This window comes from Mesorhizobium australicum WSM2073 (assembly GCF_000230995.2).
Classification (GTDB): Bacteria; Pseudomonadota; Alphaproteobacteria; order Rhizobiales; family Rhizobiaceae; genus Mesorhizobium; species Mesorhizobium australicum.
In genome coordinates this window covers 819,721-834,905 of record NC_019973.1, presented here as the reverse complement: position 1 = coordinate 834,905, position 15,185 = coordinate 819,721, and the positions used below count along the sequence as shown (strand labels likewise).

The following is a 15,185-nucleotide window of genomic DNA, read 5'->3' as shown; positions in this document are numbered from 1 at the left end:
TCATATCCCCACTTCGCCGCCACGGACGGCTTCGTTACAACGCTCACCGGTTTGTGATTGAAGAGCGCTCTGCCCTGCGCGCCTCAGAGATTGGCGAACACGGTCGCCAGCTCCAATCTCACCCACGAGGGGAGATCGGCAGCGTCACTGTGTCAGCGCCGTCTCCGAGGGCCGCTTGTTGTAGTCGCATTTGCCGGTCACGTTGTAGAAGAAGTCGGCGTTGCTGACTGGCGCCGGGACCGAGTTGCCGCCATCTTCCCAAGCCTGGTAGGCTGTCGCGCCGCAAGGCACGACGCTGAAGATGTCGACAGGCTGACCGGTGGCCGTCTCGGTCAGGGTGGTCGCGCTCAAACCGCTATAGAGCCGGTTGGACGTCGTTGGATCGTTTGAGATCAGCTTTTTCGGGTTGCCCGACGGTACGTCCATCTGCAAATAGAGGCCGCCCATCGCGCTGACGTCGATCGCCGCGCCGGCGCTGTTGGCCGGATACATCGTATCGACGCAGTAGTATTTCGTGCCGCTCGCATCGGTCTTGAGGGTCACGCCGCTTGGCGGATTGTTGCCGACGGTGCAGACCTGCTTCTGGACCAGCGTGGTGACGGTCTTGCCGGCTGAATCGGTGGTGAGGACGTTGACATTGGTCGTGCCGTAGCCCTTGGGATCCTTGGTGTTCCCATAGGTATAGTCGATCGTCATCAGCGGCTTGGCCACCGTCGCACCGAATTGCGTGCCGTAAAGCGTCATTGTCTTGTTCCAGTAACCCGAAACCCCGGAGACCTTGAAGGTAGCCGCAACCAGCGCGGGCGGCTTGCTGACCGCAGAGGCGACGGCGATCGGTACGGTGTTGATCCTGGCGATGCTCATGAAAACGGTCGGCATGGCGAAACTCGCCGTGGCCTGCGCCGTGGTGGCGGTGGTGGTGTTGCCGGCCACGAAGTTGGTCAGCGTCGCGGTGCCTTGTCCACCGTTTGCGGCGAAGGAATCCTGCAGCAGCGTCTGGCGCTGCGCCAGCGTCGACGTGATGTCCATGGTCGTGATCGTCAGGATCGCGGCATCCAGCGCCTGCTGCTGGTTGGATTTGGTCTGGACCGCGCTTGTATAGTCGACCGAGAAGCCGATGACCGCGATCAGCGGCATCAGGCTCACCAGGAAGAGCGGCATCATCGACCCGCTGCGGGAGCGGGCAAAGCCGCGCAAAACCCTGAACATTTCAAACCCCCGACAGACATTAGCGAGCGTGCAATTACCACGAGCCGGCGAACCAAGCTCTAATGTGACCGATCAAAGTTTATGCATTCTTTGCCAGTAGGCCGGTTTTTTCGATTTTTTCGCTGATCTCACCGCTTTGTGAGCGGCAAGGCAGCCCTTGGGCGCCAAGCCTTGCCGCCGCTTGCCGCCCCTGCTAAAGCGCGCGGCATGAGCACGCCCCTCGACCACATCCGGAATTTTTCCATCGTCGCCCATATCGACCATGGCAAATCCACGCTTGCCGACCGCCTGATCCAGTCCACCGGCGGGCTGGAGCTGCGCGACATGAAGGAGCAGGTGCTGGACTCGATGGATATCGAGCGCGAGCGCGGCATCACCATCAAGGCGCAGACCGTGCGGCTGAAATACCGCGCCAACAATGGCGAGGACTATATCCTCAACCTCATCGACACGCCCGGCCATGTCGACTTCGCCTATGAAGTGTCGCGCTCGCTCGCCGCCTGCGAGGGTTCGCTGCTGGTGGTCGACGCTTCGCAAGGCGTCGAGGCGCAGACGCTGGCCAATGTCTACCAGGCCATCGACAACAACCACGAGATCGTCGTGGTGCTGAACAAGGTCGACCTGCCGGCCGCCGAGCCCGAGCGCATCCGCGAGCAGGTCGAGGAGGTGATCGGCATCGACGCCTCCAACGCCGTCCTGATCTCGGCCAAGACCGGCCTCGGCATTCCCGACGTGCTGGAAGCCATCGTCCACCAATTGCCGCCGCCGCGCGAGGGCGATGCCACGGCGCCGCTCAAAGCCATGCTGGTCGATAGCTGGTACGACGCCTATCTCGGCGTCATCGTGCTGGTGCGCATCATCGACGGTGTGCTGAAGAAGGGCCAGACCATCCGCATGATGGGCACCGGCGCCAAATACCTGGTCGAGCGCACCGGCGTGTTCACGCCCGCCCGCATCAATGTCGACGAGCTCGGCCCCGGCGAGTTCGGCTTCTTCACCGGCTCAATCAAGGAAGTGGCCGACACCCGCGTCGGCGACACCATCACCGAGGACAAGCGCCAGACCGCGCACGCGCTGCCCGGCTTCAAGCCGGCGCAGCCGGTGGTGTTCTGCGGCCTGTTCCCGGTCGACGCCGCCGATTTCGAGGATTTGCGCGCCGCCGTCGGCAAGCTGCGCCTCAACGACGCCTCCTTCTCTTATGAAATGGAAACCTCCGCCGCGCTCGGTTTCGGCTACCGCTGCGGCTTCCTTGGCCTGCTGCATCTCGAAATCATCCAGGAGCGGCTGGAGCGCGAGTTCAACCTCGACCTCATCGCCACGGCGCCGAGCGTCGTCTACCGGCTGCTCCTCAATGACGGCTCGATGAAGGAACTGCACAACCCGGCCGACATGCCCGACGTCGTGAAGATCTCTGCCATCGAGGAGCCGTGGATCCGCGCCACCATATTGACGCCCGACGACTATCTCGGCGGAATTCTAAAGCTCTGCCAGGACCGGCGCGGCATCCAGGCCGACCTCTCCTATGTCGGCAAACGCGCCATGCTGACCTACGACCTGCCGCTCAACGAAGTCGTCTTCGACTTCTACGACCGGCTGAAGTCGATCTCGAAAGGCTACGCCTCGTTCGACTATCACCTGACCGACTACCGCGAGGGCGATTTGGTGAAGATGTCGATCCTGGTCAACGAGGAGCCGGTCGACGCGCTGTCGATGCTGGTGCACCGCACGGCGGCGGAAAAGCGCGGCCGCCAGATGGTCGAGAAGCTCAAGGAGCTGATCCCGCATCACCTGTTCAAGATCCCGATCCAGGCCGCGATCGGCGGCAAGGTCATCGCCCGCGAAACCATCTCGGCGCTGCGCAAGGACGTCACCGCCAAGTGCTACGGCGGCGACGTCTCGCGCAAGCGCAAGCTGCTCGACAAGCAGAAAGAGGGCAAGAAGCGGATGAGGCAGTTCGGGAAGGTGGATATCCCGCAGGAGGCGTTTATCCAGGCGCTGAAGATGGGGGATTGAGAAAAGGCCACTTCATCCAAAGTAAGTTTCGAACAGCTTGTTGGCGAGCTGTTTATATTGGCTCGAATGATATTGCTTAAATTGAAACGCGTCCAATCCAGCCATTTGTTGTCGATAATAATCGAAGCCAGAAGCCTTGCCCTGCCCAATTAGCAGCCTAAGGCATATCAGGAGGCTGTTTATTGTAGTCGTATTTAGCATGTGGCCGTCGACGGATTTATCAGTCGTCCATTTTTGGGCGTCTACTCGGGATTTTGCGGCCGACAAAATCATGTTTATCTGAGACGTACAGAAAGCAACATATCTGTCCAGCATCGTGTAGTTCGAGGTAAGAACCATGTTCCCCTTGTCGGCATCCTCCCAAAGGAAAAATAGAGAATCGATCCCAGTGGTTTTGACAAGCGGCTTCAGCGCGTAGCTCACGATCGATGTGCTCTTAAGCTTATTCTTATCAAAAAAGTATCTCTCAATTTGAGAACCTAGCGGTCCGGTGCTTCGATCTAATGACTCCAGAACTCTGGTCGCTATGGATTCGACAGAGAATGGATCAAGAATAGCCGCTATTGCCTGCCGCAGATTTGATCTGGCACTGGTTTGAGTTGAGTTTATTTCCAGAAAGAGCCGAGCCTCAAATTTTTCCATTTCCTCGATCGGAATATGCTTTGGATAGATAATTCCTGTAACAAGGAGGTTCTGTTTAGTCCGGAGTTTGCCAATTTCCTGATCGTCATTCACTGCTTCGTGGTAAGCGTAAGTTCTATGTTGTCCATCTATGATGCCGATGCTATTCATACGCCATGGTAGTTGGATTTCGACCGCTTTGGTATTGTTTAACTTCGAATGGTCCACCGGAACGCCATTTGCATCAATAATGTGACAGTCAGCGGGTAGCGTGGCAATTATATTGTTAACAAAAACGCGCTTGTATTGCTTCAGGTACCTCCGCGTCGAGTCGATTTTCGTCTTAGAGATCATTCGTTGGTAGAGATTGTAGGAGCTGCGCCACCCGTCATTCCTTAGAACGTATGCACACTTAAGAAGCATTTTCGGTGCTGCATAAAATGATACGACCTTATATCCCTTATTGAAGTTAGAACTCGACTCGGGGAGCAAGGATCCTGGGTAGCTTTCAGTTTTCCTGGCAGTTTCAATCTTACCGTCTTGGCCAACGTCGCCTTCAGCTAACCTGAGAAACTCGAGTAGCTCAAAAACGGCTGACTTCCGGATACAGTCCGCCAAATTTTTGAAATATCGCAACTCCGGATACCCGAGATAGACGGGATTCGGCACGTTGTGTTTAAGTTGCGGAGAAACATCAAAGTATGAGCAGTATACGATAGCAACCTTAATCTCAGACGGATTATATTTGTCCAGCAATAGGCCCTTCAATGTAGGGCTAAGGTCGCAGTAAAACACGGCAAAGTCCTCGTCGGACCTGGCGATCTTGTCATATACGATCTTTTTCGGTTTCAAATGGTCCGAAACTTTGGAAGAAGTTGTCGTGGTATACTCGAGGCATACGAGAATGTTCTCATAGACATAAACGTCGTCGAAATCTGTCGGTTGGCCGTCGTAAATGAACTCCTTATCAGACAGGTCCCCGGCGCGCAAAAATCCGCATTGCGAAAACACGCTGCGCACCATCTTTCGATGGTCTGATTTTAGCTTCTCCTCAGGAGTCTTTTTCTTCCGCTTCGCTTTGCCCTTCAATATCCCCTCCCGAGAGAGGCGCCTGCTCCAACCATTCGGTAGGAAACTGTGCCACCTTCTCTCCCGCCTTCGGCTTCCTTACGGACTTGCCCGCAGGACGCAATTCCAGTTCACCAAGCTCATATTTCGCGACACGGTCTCGTGCTATTCGAACGTATTGATCGCTCTGATCTATGCCAACTCCGATACGACCGTGCTTTATAGCGGCGATCACGCTAGTGCCCGCACCCACGAACGGATCCAATACCTTGTCCCCGTGGTCAGTCAGTGCCAATACGCAGCGTTCCGCAAGTTCACTTGGAAATTGGCAAGGATGGGTGGTCTTCTCGGGGTGCTTGGCCTTCACATTTGGTATGTTCCAAACCGGGTTCTGAATAAAAGCATCTTCTGGCGAGAACTCCCAAAAATCCGACGGATTCTTACCAAGCGGATTACCACTCGGCTCGCTAGCCTTTTCCGGTCGCTTGCTTCCATGGCGCTTGCCTGGGTACAACTGAGGAACTCTGACAGGGTCAAGATGAAACTTGTAGGTGTCCGATTTAGAAAACCAAAGCAGCGTCTCGTATCGACCAGAAAAGCGCTGGTTGGCATGAAGTCCAAAATTGAAATGCCAAATGATGCGATTGCGGAGTTGAAATCCTTGCTCAATGAACATCTGGTAGAAAAACAAATCTAGCGGGAAGACTTGACCGTTATTTATGTAGTTGCCAACTTGCCAGCAAATGCTGCCGTCCTCTCTAACCTTTTTGCAAACTTGTTTAACAATAGGCTGGAGCCATTTGACATATTGGTCAAGAGTGCGCCGCTGTCCTCTTTCGTATTCTTTGCCGATATTGTAAGGTGGTGAGGTGACAACAAGTTGAAACGAATTGTCTTCCAATTTGCTTAATTCTGTCAACGCATCACCATGAATGACTGAGGACAGCCGTTGAGCGTCGTCAAAGGCAAAAGTTCTCTGATCCATTTGTCCTTCCAGCGACGAATCGGTATGAGCAAAATGACATAAAGCATATCACGTGGCTACTTGGTGTGTTGCACTAAATTTTGCTTTTGAACACCTGCGATCAAGATGGGTTTACTGGCCGGTGGCTCCAGCCTCGCGGAGTAGGTGGCAATCGATTTCGCGGTCATGCGAGAATGTGGCTAAGCCTTGATGTTACTTCGCCCAAGGAATCTACTTACCAGCTTGGGGAGATATCATATGCCCAGCTATCATGTGCCCAGCAATTTCTCTGGACCTCATCGCCACTCTCGGCCTCGCCATCGGTGGCATCTTCGGCCTAGCCGCCATCTTCGTGGCGAGCGGTTCACTGCGCGAAACGCTGTGGCGTCGGCACTTCTTACGATGAAATACCAGCAGCTCGGCAATGATTGAGTTGCGGCCGAGTTCCTGACCTTCCTTGCCGGCGAGTGCCTGTTTTTGGCGGGCAATGCGGGGGGTCGAGGCCAGCGGGACGGACTACCCCGTTGGCTTTGGACGGCGGCAATCATCATGGTCGGCGCGCGAACATTTTTGCGCTGTGGATGCGCCTCACCGCGCGTTCGTTGCCGCCGTGCGTTCCCCTTTCAGGCGCCGGCGCCGCCCCTCACCTGCCTGCCGGCATCCTCTCCCCGTGTAGGGACGGGGAGAGGGGCGCTGTCATTGACACTTTCGCCAATCGCCATCGTTGCATAAAAGCGCCGGCGTTGCGGCCAGCTACTCTCGCCCTGTTTACGGGGAGTTGAGAAGTGGTCGCGCAGCGGACGAAAAGCCAATTGCTTGGCTTTTCGAACGACGAACGTCCGGCAGGACAGTGAGGGCGGCGCCGACCTCGGCAATAGTAACGGTCCCCCCGAACCACGGCCGCCGTATTGACATCAGCTCCACACATGCGTCATTGGAGGCGGGCAATTGGGGGACTATCCGTGAAAAAGATCTATGCGAAGCCGACGCTGAGCAAGCGCGAGAGGCTTTCGGCCGTGACGGCTGTCGCGTGTCCAGTGTCGGTCTGCCCGCGCTAGGACGTTCCCGGGAAAGGGGCAGGCCTGCTGCCGCCGCTCGCCCTCCCGCGACAAATCTCAGGCAGCGTTGGTACGAATTCATACCAAGCATCCGGCTCGGTTGATCGCGCGGCGCGGGGCCGGTACACAAATCGGGCGGCGGACCTTTGCAAGGTCGCTAGTGGCCGGCGCGGGGCTCAGGCAATTGTCTCACCGGCATCGCGCCGGCCATCTTCCCTGAATGATTTGAGTGTGGGCCAAAGGCGCTTCGCGTTGCCCGGTGCTGACCTTCGCAGATTGGTACCTTCCTCCGCCCGCGACAGGAAGGTCTGCGTTGGCGCTGCCCCTCACCTGCCTGCCGGCAGGACAGTGAGGGCGGCGCCGACCTGCGATAGGCGCACGCTGGACTAGCCGCTATCCCCGATCCCGACCCGATTTTGACTTTGCGGACGCCGTCCCCCACTCCGTCGCTGCTTCGCAGCGCCACCTCTCCCCCTCCGGAGGGAGAGGAACCAAGACCGGCCCGCGTCAACTCTCAATCCAAACCTTCTCAAAGTGCTGCTCCAGCGCCTGGTGCTGTTCGCAGCCTTCGATGCCCTTGCGGTAGGTTCGGTAGACCGAGCGCCAGTAGGGCTGGATGATGATGCCTGAATCGCGCAAATTCTGCTCGATCTTGGCCATGACCTCCTTGCGGGCCTTGGGGTCGGGCATGGCGAGCGCCTTGTCGAGCAGCGCGTCGAACTCCTTCGAGGCATAGGCGCTCTCGTTCCAGGCGGCGCCCGATTTATACGCCAGCGCCAGCACCTGGACGCCAAGCGGGCGGCCGAGCCATTCGGTGCAGGAATAGGGGAACTTGCTCCAGTCGTTCCAGAAGGTGGCGGCCGGCAGCACGGTGCGCTTGATCTTGAGGCCCGCCTCGCGCATCTGCGCGGCGATGGCGTCGCCGGTGCTCTTCTGCCATTCGATGTCGACCGAGATCAGGTCGTATTCGTGGTCTGATTTGCCGGACTCGGCGAGCAGCGTCTTCGCCGCCTCGACATCGCGCTTGGCCGGACCGATATCGGCATATTCGGGGTGCATCGGGCCGACATGGTGGTTGTCGGCGGGTTTGCCGCGGCCATCGAGGCCGAGCTTCAGCACGGCCGAATTGTCGACGGCAAGCTGGGCGGCGCGGCGTACCTTGACGTCGTCATAGGGCGCGTTGGCGACGTTGAAGCGGGCGACGATGGTCGAGCCGGTGGCGATCTCGGAGTTCTTCAGCCCCATCTTGTCGGTCTGCGAGACGGCGTCGGAAGCGGTCTCGTGATCGGTGTCGATCTCGCCGGATTCGAAGGCCGACAGCATGGCGTTAGGGTCGGAGCCGTAGTCGATCCACTGGATGCCATCGAGGTAGAACTCGCCCTTCCACCAGGGCTTGTCCCGGCGCTTGACCTCCGCGGCCGTCTCGGCGTCCCATTTCACTAGCTCGCACGGCCCGGTGGTGATGGCCAGCGCCTTCATCGGGTCGCCGTCGCCCTCATAGGAGCGGTGCATGATCAGCGCGGGATAGTCGGCCATGCCGGCGATCAGCGAAATGTCCGGCTTCGGCAGGTTGAGCTTGATGGTGTAGTCGTCGACCTTCTCGATGCCGCCATCGACCACCTTCTTGGTGTCGGCATTGACCAGCGCGCCCATGCGCGCGGCGACCGAATTGCCGGCAACGCCGGCTTCGCACCAGCGGGTGAGATTGTGGACGACGTCGTCGGCGTTGAAGGCGTCGCCGTTCGACCAGGTGATGCCCTTGCGCACATGCAGCGTCAGCGTCTTGGCGTCGTCGCTCATCTCCCATTTTTCGAGCAGCCAGGGCTCGAAGGTGAAGTCGGTGTTCCAGCGCACCAGATATTCGTTGCAGTGACGCGCGACATTGGACATTTCGACGCCGTCGAAGGTGCGCGGATCCTTGAATCCCTTGACGTTCATGGCGACGCGCAGCACGCCGCCCTTCTTCGGCTCGGCGGCGCGGGCGGGCGTCGGGGCGATGCCGCCCAGCGCAAAAGCGCCGGCGGCGCTGACGCCGAGCCCGGCCATCAGCGCCAGATATTCGCGACGGCTGATGCCGCCCGTCTTGAAATCGTCGGCGACAGGTTTGGCGCGCGGGTGAAGTTTGCGGTCGGTCAGCATGAATTTCATCGTCGTTCCCTCTTTTGTTGGTGCATGCCCAAAATTGCCCAGCGGTTTTGGGACGACGGCATGCACGGAAACAGGCTCGCCCCGGCGGACAAGCCGACGCGGCGCGGCTGCGACCGCCGGGGCGCCATTGCCTGAGAGGGAATGATAGGGCTGGGTAACGTGGCGGAATGTTCTGGAATCCGCAGGACTTGTGCGATGCTCCGCAGGGGGTGGACGGATCTGGGCGCTTGGGATGGCTGCCCCGTCGCATTGCTTCACCACCTCTTGTCTGCCAGCCATCTTCCCGCAGGGGATCGGTCGGATTGCGAGCAAGAGCGAAGCGTTTGCCTGCGGCTTCGCGTTTCACCAGCGGCTTCCCCCACTCCGTCTCGGCTTCGCCGAGCCACCTCTCCCCCCTCCGGAGGGAGAGGAAGGAACGCGCTCGGCGAGGTCGCGCCTTTCCTCTACCCCGTCGATCGGGGGAGAGGTGTCGAGCGAAGCTCGACGGAGTGGGGGTCGACCCATGGCGCGAATGATCAATCCACCAGAACAAAAAACCCGGCGCGAGGCCGGGTTTTTCAAGCGATGCCTGTCAGCCGAGGATCAGCTCACCTGGGTCTTGGAGGACGCGGCCTGGTCTTCGGCCAGCTTCTGCTGGAACATCTGCGCGAAGTCGATCGGGTCCAGCATCAGCGGCGGGAAGCCGCCATTGCGTGTCGCCTCGGCAATGATCTGGCGGGCGAAGGGGAACAGCAGGCGCGGGCATTCGATGAACAGGATCGGCAGCATGTGCTCCTGCGGGAAACCCGAAATGGCGAAGACGCCGCCATAGACCAGCTCGACGTTGAACAGCACTTCCTGGTCGAACGAGGCCTTGGCGTTCAGCGTCAGATTGACGTCGAACTGCTTGTCGGAGAGCGGGTTGGCGTTGACGTTGACGTTGATGGCGATGCCGGGCGCCTTGTCGCGGCCGCGCAACGAGTTCGGCGCGCCGGGGCTTTCGAAGGACAGGTCCTTCACATACTGGGCCAGCACGTTGAGCGACGGCTGTGCCGCGTTGCCGTTGCCATTGGCGCCGACCGGCGCGTCATCATTGCTGGCCATGAGCCAATATCCTTTTCCCCTGGGCAGTCTCGCTCACCGAATTGAATCGGGGCTGACCGAATTGAAATCGGGCGTTCGCTACCATGGCCGGCATGACAAGACAAGGTTTGCCGCCGTGTGACCGGAGCGGACCCAGACTGCATCGAGATTCAGGTCAGGCCGAGGCGAAAAGGGTGGTTTCCGAGAACCGGAGCGGAGCGTACTTGAAGTACGTGAGCACCGGAAGCGCAGGAAGCCGCCCTTTGCAGACCGGCATCACCTGAATATCGATGCAGTCTCAATCGTCCTTCAGCCGCCGCCACGGCGAATTGTGGTCCGGGCCGCGCTTGAGGTCGTCCTCGCGCGAATAGTCGCCGTCGCCGAGGTCGATGACCTTGTCGCGCTGACGGCGGAAGCCGCCGGTGGAGAAATTGCTGGCCACGACGATGCGGCCCTTCAGCCTGCTCCAGGCAAGGTCGCGCACCGGCGGCAGGAACAGGAGCAGGCCGACAATGTCCGTGATGAAACCGGGAATGATCAGCAGCACCGCCGCGACCACGATCATGGCGCCATGGGCGAGCTGGCCGCTGGGGTCGCGGCCGGCGGCCATCTCGGCGCGGATGCGGGTCATGACGCCGAAACCCTGTTGACGCAGCAAGAGCACGCCGGCGAAGCTCGAGGCCAGCACCAGGCCGACCGTCGCCAGCGCGCCGACCTCACGGCCGACGACGACGAAACCGGCGATTTCCAGCAGCGGAAGCGCGAGGAGAAAGAGGGGAAGCAGCGAAATGCGCAAGTCTTTACCGATCATTCAATTGTTTTGTCCCGCTGGCGGCCAATCGCCGCTGGCACGGAGGCTGTTAGATAGGTATGCCTGCCTTTGATTTGAATGATTGCGCCTTGCGTTCTATATGCTTTGAATGGTGAACGCTATGCGACCGCGGCCTGCTGGGCTGGACGGTCCGGCCTAGAGGCAGGGATTGATTGGCGGAAAATATGGGCTTCTTCGACTTCGGCACGATTTTCTTCCTGATCGCGGCGGTGGTGATCTTCTTCCAGCTGCGCAACGTGCTGGGCCGCCGGACCGGTAGCGAACGGCCGCCCTTCGACCCCTACACGGCGGCGCGCACCGACAAGGACGCCACGCAGAAGCCCGAGAATGTCGTTTCGCTGCCGCGCAAGCGGGCGCCCGGCGAGCCGGCGCCGGCCGACGCCTATACGGCCATCGACGCCTTCGCCAAGCCCGACACCGATCTCAACAAGGGCCTGCGCGCGATCAAGGACAACGACCCCTCCTTCGATCCCAAGGGGTTCGTCGACGGCGCCAAGATGGCTTACGAAATGATCGTCATGGCCTATGCCGACGGCGACCGCAAAACGCTGAAGAACCTTCTGTCGCGCGAGGTCTATGACGGCTTCGTCGCCGCGATCGGCGAGCGCGAGGCCAAGTCGGAAAAGATCCAGTCCTCCTTCGTCGGCATCGACAAGGCCGACATCGTCTCGGCCGAGATGAAGGGCGGCGAGGCGCATGTGACGCTGCGCATCATCAGCGAGCTGATCTCGGCGACGCGCGACCAGGCCGGTACGGTCATCGACGGCGATCCCGAGACAGTGGCCGAGGTCAAGGATGTCTGGACCTTCGCCCGCGACACACGCTCGCGCGATCCGAACTGGAAGCTCGTCGCCACCGAAGAAGAAGACTGAGTCCGGCAAAGGCAGGCTCCGGTGTCGCTGTCGCCTCTCCTTGTTGAAAGGTCCTTCGGCGACCTGCCCGGCTGGGGCGACGACGACCATCTGCCGGCTTTCGCCGCCTTTGCCCGGTCCGCCTTCCATGTGCCGGTAAAACCCTATCGCAGCGGCGCGCTGGGCGTCGACTTCGGCGCCTTCGCCGAGGCCTATGCGCAGGCCCGCGAAGCCCCCGCCGCCAGTTCGTCCGAAGCGCGCGCCTTCTTCGAGCGCCATTTTGTCCCCATGCTGGTCCGGCCCGAAACTGGCGCCGGCCTCGTCACCGGTTTCTACGAACCGCAAGTCGAGGCCTCGCCGGTGCGGACGGAGCATTTTGCCGTGCCGCTGCTGTCGCGTCCGGCCGATCTCGTCGATGTCGACGACGCCAACCGGCCCGCCGGGATGGATCCTTACCTCGCCTTCGCGCGCCGGACCGCCGACGGGCTGGCCGAATATCCCGACCGTGGCGCGATCGAGCGCGGAGCGCTCGCCGGCCAGGGGCTGGAGATTGCCTGGCTGGCCGACAAGGTCGATGCCTTCTTCATCCATGTCCAAGGCGCGGCCCGGCTTGTCATGACCGACGGGCGGCTTTGCCGCGTCACCTACGCCGCCAAGTCAGGCCAGCGCTTTACGGGTCCCGGCAAAATCCTGAGCGGGCTCGGCGAAATCCCGCTGGCCGACGTGACCATGCAGTCGATCCGCGCCTGGTTCAAGGCGCATCCTGGGCGGGTCGACGAGATCCTGTGGCAAAACCGCTCCTACATCTTCTTCCGCGAGGCTGCAGTGGATGATGCCGCGCTCGGTCCGATCGCCGCCGCCAAGGTGCCGCTGACGCCGGGCCGCTCGATGGCAGTCGACCGGCTGCTGCACACATTCGGCACGCCCTTTTTCATCGACGCGCCGACGCTCACCGCCTTCGACAAAAACCCGTTCCGGCGGCTGATGATCGCACAGGACACCGGCTCGGCCATAACAGGGCCGGCGCGGGGCGACCTGTTCGCCGGCTCGGGCGATGCCGCCGGCGAGATCGCCGGCGTGGTGCGCAACGCCGCCGATTTTTATGCGCTGGTGCCGCGCGCGCTGGCCCGGGGCGCAAGATGAGCAAGCGCGGGGATAAACTCAGCGACGACGACCGGGTGCTGTGGAACCTGGTGGCGCGCACCGCCAAGCCGCTCAAGGGCCGCGCCGCCGTCGACATTCCGGACATGGCCGTCGATGCCAGGCCGACACCGGCGCAGCCGGTCCAGCCCGCCGCCAACGCGACGGCTGTTGCAAAACCGAAAATCCAGCATGTCACGCACCGGCTCGACGAGCCGACGCTGGACAAGCTGCAAAAAGGCCGGCTGCCGATCGAGGGCCGCGTCGACCTGCACGGCATGACGCAGGACGAGGCCTATTCGCTGCTGTTCTCGTTCCTGCACCGGGCGCATGCCGGCGGCGTCCGCTATGTGCTGGTCATCACCGGCAAGGGGTCTTCCTCGGGCGGCGATGGCATCTTGCGGCGCGCCGTGCCGGCCTGGCTGTCGACACCCGCGTTCCGGCCGCTGGTCTCCAGCCACGACCATGCCGCCCGCAACCATGGCGGCTCGGGCGCGCTTTATGTCAGGCTGCGGCGGGCGCGCTCGTGACGCCGTTCGGCGAGCGGCTGCGGGCGCTGCGGGCCGAGCGCGGCGTCAGCCAGAAGGACATGGCGGCGGCGATCGGCGTCAGCGCCGCCTATCTCTCGGCGCTCGAGCATGGCCGGCGCGGCGCGCCGACCTGGACGCTGATCCAGAAGATCATCGGTTATTTCAACATCATCTGGGACGATGCCGAGGAGCTGGCGCGGCTGGCCGAAACCTCGCATCCGCGGGTGAAACTCGATACGTCGGGCCTGTCCCCCGCCGCCACCGAACTTGCCAATCTTCTGGCCGAGACCATCGAGAAACTCGACGAGGCCGAGCTTCTGCGCATCACCGCGTCGATCCGCGCCGCATTGGGCCGGCGATCGTAGAGACAGTGCCCGCCGGCGAGCAGCCGGCGGGCAGCCGTGGTGCGATCAATTCTTGCCGGCCGTGCTGCCGGCATTGCCGCCACGACCATGGTCGCCATGGCCCTGGCCGCCATTGCCACCGCCCAGGCAGTCCGACGCGCCGGCCTCGCCGCAACAGCGGCCGGCCCACAAATCGTTGAGGTTGGTGTTGGCGCAGCTTGGAATGGTCTGCCCGGCCAGAGCTGATCCGGTGAGCGCCGAAACGGCGGCGGCGGCGAGAAGCGTGTTGCGCAGAAAAGCAGTCATTTGAAGTCTCCATGATTTGGGTTGGTTCGGTTCACGGCTGTGTGTCGCCGGGCGAACGGAAATGGTTCACGGAGGGATGCGGAAATTTTCTGGAGGGTCCCCAAAGGGAGCCGTGGGTCAAGGCAGTGCGGCAATGGCAGAGGCCCCAGGGATTGCGGAACCTCCACGGTTCATCATCCACGGGCGGAGCGGGAGCGAAGCGGACGCGCAGCCCCGAGGATCCATGCCGCGATCTGCGAGCTTCGCAACGTGCAGAATGTAACGGTATGGCAGCGCCGGGGTGGCGCCGCCTCAGGCAGGTGCCCCGCTATGGCCCTACTGCACCGAGCCGACCAGAACCTGCTGGCCGCCGCGGATCGAGACCCAGCGGCCGGTGTTGTCGATCGCCTGGCGCTTGAGGAAGCGGTAGCCGGTCTGGTCCCAGAACTTGACCTTGTCGGTCAGATTGTCCAGCACATAGTCGCCGCCGTCGGTGCGCACCGTCAGCACGGCGTGGCCTTCACCGTCGGGCTTGCGGACCACGGTTATCAGGAGATCGGCGAGCGACATGCCCATGTGGGACAGCTGGCGCCGCTTCTCCAGCACATAGTCCTCGCAGTCGCCGACGCCCTTGTCCGGATAGGCCCAGACCTCGTCCTTGCCGTAGATGTCCATGTCGCTCATCGGCTTGACGGCGGCATTGACCCTGGCGGTGACGTTGACCATCTTGCGCATCAACCCGTCCGTCAGCACCGCCGGCGCGAGATTGGCCGGGCGGATCGAACATTCGCCCGGACGCTGCTTGCAGAAATCGTAGTGGCCGATCGGCTGCGAGGTGAGGCCCCCGGTCGCCATGGCGCCCGAAGCCCAGGCCGGTGCCATCCAGCCCCCCGTTAACGCCAGCCCTGCTGCCGCGCATACGCGCAGCCTTCGCATGGTTGAGGAATTCATTGTCCCCGCTCGCCCTGTTGTTAACGAAACGTTAAGGGCGATTTACACTCCGTGTCAATTACGACGTCGGCCTGATTTGCAGCATGGTTACCCGCGGGGAGGCAGAGCG

General features: G+C 61.2%; 13 protein-coding genes. 5 read left to right on the top strand and 8 right to left on the bottom strand.

Annotation, left to right across the window (positions count from 1 at the left end; genetic code table 11):
* Positions 1 to 144 precede the first annotated feature (144 nt).
* A complete protein-coding gene (locus MESAU_RS03875; protein ID WP_015314743.1) occupies positions 145 to 1,209 on the bottom strand; it encodes a TadE/TadG family type IV pilus assembly protein in 1,065 nt (354 codons plus the stop codon).
* 207 nt (positions 1,210 to 1,416) lie between these two features.
* On the opposite strand from MESAU_RS03875, the gene lepA reads away from it, so the two are divergent.
* Positions 1,417 to 3,222: a translation elongation factor 4 gene (gene lepA / locus MESAU_RS03870; protein WP_015314742.1), complete on the top strand. Its 1,806-nt coding sequence runs from the start codon at positions 1,417 to 1,419 to the stop codon at positions 3,220 to 3,222.
* 12 nt (positions 3,223 to 3,234) lie between these two features.
* Here lepA and MESAU_RS03865 read toward each other — a convergent pair whose 3' ends face one another.
* The 5 genes from MESAU_RS03865 to MESAU_RS03840 form a co-directional block, all read right to left on the bottom strand.
* Entirely contained in the window at positions 3,235 to 4,932 is a 1,698-nt protein-coding gene (locus MESAU_RS03865) for a DGQHR domain-containing protein (RefSeq protein ID WP_015314741.1), read from the bottom strand.
* Complete coding sequence (locus MESAU_RS29820) at positions 4,895 to 5,896, bottom strand: DNA-methyltransferase (RefSeq protein ID WP_015314740.1); 1,002 nt, start codon at positions 5,894 to 5,896, stop codon at positions 4,895 to 4,897. Before MESAU_RS29820 ends, MESAU_RS03865 begins: the two co-directional genes overlap by 38 nt.
* Positions 5,897 to 7,440: 1,544 nt before the next feature.
* A complete protein-coding gene (locus tag MESAU_RS03850) occupies positions 7,441 to 9,081 on the bottom strand; it encodes an ABC transporter substrate-binding protein (protein WP_015314739.1) in 1,641 nt (546 codons plus the stop codon).
* A gap of 582 nt (positions 9,082 to 9,663) precedes the next feature.
* Positions 9,664 to 10,164: a protein-export chaperone SecB gene (secB, locus tag MESAU_RS03845; RefSeq protein WP_015314738.1), complete on the bottom strand. Its 501-nt coding sequence runs from the start codon at positions 10,162 to 10,164 to the stop codon at positions 9,664 to 9,666.
* A 277-nt stretch (positions 10,165 to 10,441) separates the two neighbouring features.
* The gene (locus MESAU_RS03840; protein ID WP_083883153.1) at positions 10,442 to 10,939 is read right to left on the bottom strand and encodes an FxsA family protein; all 498 of its coding nucleotides are present in this window, start codon (positions 10,937 to 10,939) and stop codon (positions 10,442 to 10,444) included.
* A gap of 200 nt (positions 10,940 to 11,139) precedes the next feature.
* Between MESAU_RS03840 and MESAU_RS03835 the strand changes: the two genes are divergently transcribed.
* From MESAU_RS03835 to MESAU_RS03820, 4 genes are read left to right on the top strand one after another with little or no spacing between them, the layout of a single operon-like run.
* On the top strand, positions 11,140 to 11,847 hold the full coding sequence (locus MESAU_RS03835; protein ID WP_015314736.1) for a Tim44/TimA family putative adaptor protein: 708 nt from the start codon (positions 11,140 to 11,142) through the stop codon (positions 11,845 to 11,847).
* A gap of 21 nt (positions 11,848 to 11,868) precedes the next feature.
* Positions 11,869 to 12,969 (top strand): murein transglycosylase A, encoded by a 1,101-nt coding sequence (gene mltA / locus MESAU_RS03830; RefSeq protein WP_015314735.1) that lies wholly within the window; start codon positions 11,869 to 11,871, stop codon positions 12,967 to 12,969.
* Complete coding sequence (locus MESAU_RS03825; protein ID WP_015314734.1) at positions 12,966 to 13,496, top strand: Smr/MutS family protein; 531 nt, start codon at positions 12,966 to 12,968, stop codon at positions 13,494 to 13,496. The genes mltA and MESAU_RS03825 overlap by 4 nt, the downstream gene beginning before the upstream one ends.
* Positions 13,493 to 13,861: a helix-turn-helix domain-containing protein gene (locus MESAU_RS03820; protein ID WP_015314733.1), complete on the top strand. Its 369-nt coding sequence runs from the start codon at positions 13,493 to 13,495 to the stop codon at positions 13,859 to 13,861. Before MESAU_RS03825 ends, MESAU_RS03820 begins: the two co-directional genes overlap by 4 nt.
* 45 nt (positions 13,862 to 13,906) lie before the next feature.
* Here the strand turns inward: MESAU_RS03820 and MESAU_RS03815 are convergent, their stop codons facing one another.
* Positions 13,907 to 14,146 (bottom strand): hypothetical protein, encoded by a 240-nt coding sequence (locus MESAU_RS03815; protein WP_015314732.1) that lies wholly within the window; start codon positions 14,144 to 14,146, stop codon positions 13,907 to 13,909.
* A 315-nt stretch (positions 14,147 to 14,461) separates the two neighbouring features.
* Positions 14,462 to 15,076: a transglutaminase-like cysteine peptidase gene (locus MESAU_RS03810; protein WP_015314731.1), complete on the bottom strand. Its 615-nt coding sequence runs from the start codon at positions 15,074 to 15,076 to the stop codon at positions 14,462 to 14,464.
* Positions 15,077 to 15,185 lie beyond the last annotated feature (109 nt).

Coding starts and splice junctions, on each gene's coding strand:
- MESAU_RS03825 (WP_015314734.1), top strand. CDS start 12,966: ATGAGCAAGCGCGGGGATAAACTCAGCGACGACGACCGGGTGCTGTGG.
- MESAU_RS03810 (WP_015314731.1), bottom strand. CDS start 15,076: ATGAATTCCTCAACCATGCGAAGGCTGCGCGTATGCGCGGCAGCAGGG.
- MESAU_RS03835 (WP_015314736.1), top strand. CDS start 11,140: ATGGGCTTCTTCGACTTCGGCACGATTTTCTTCCTGATCGCGGCGGTG.
- MESAU_RS03850 (WP_015314739.1), bottom strand. CDS start 9,081: ATGAAATTCATGCTGACCGACCGCAAACTTCACCCGCGCGCCAAACCT.
- MESAU_RS03815 (WP_015314732.1), bottom strand. CDS start 14,146: ATGACTGCTTTTCTGCGCAACACGCTTCTCGCCGCCGCCGCCGTTTCG.
- secB (WP_015314738.1), bottom strand. CDS start 10,164: ATGGCCAGCAATGATGACGCGCCGGTCGGCGCCAATGGCAACGGCAAC.
- MESAU_RS03875 (WP_015314743.1), bottom strand. CDS start 1,209: ATGTTCAGGGTTTTGCGCGGCTTTGCCCGCTCCCGCAGCGGGTCGATG.
- MESAU_RS29820 (WP_015314740.1), bottom strand. CDS start 5,896: ATGGATCAGAGAACTTTTGCCTTTGACGACGCTCAACGGCTGTCCTCA.
- lepA (WP_015314742.1), top strand. CDS start 1,417: ATGAGCACGCCCCTCGACCACATCCGGAATTTTTCCATCGTCGCCCAT.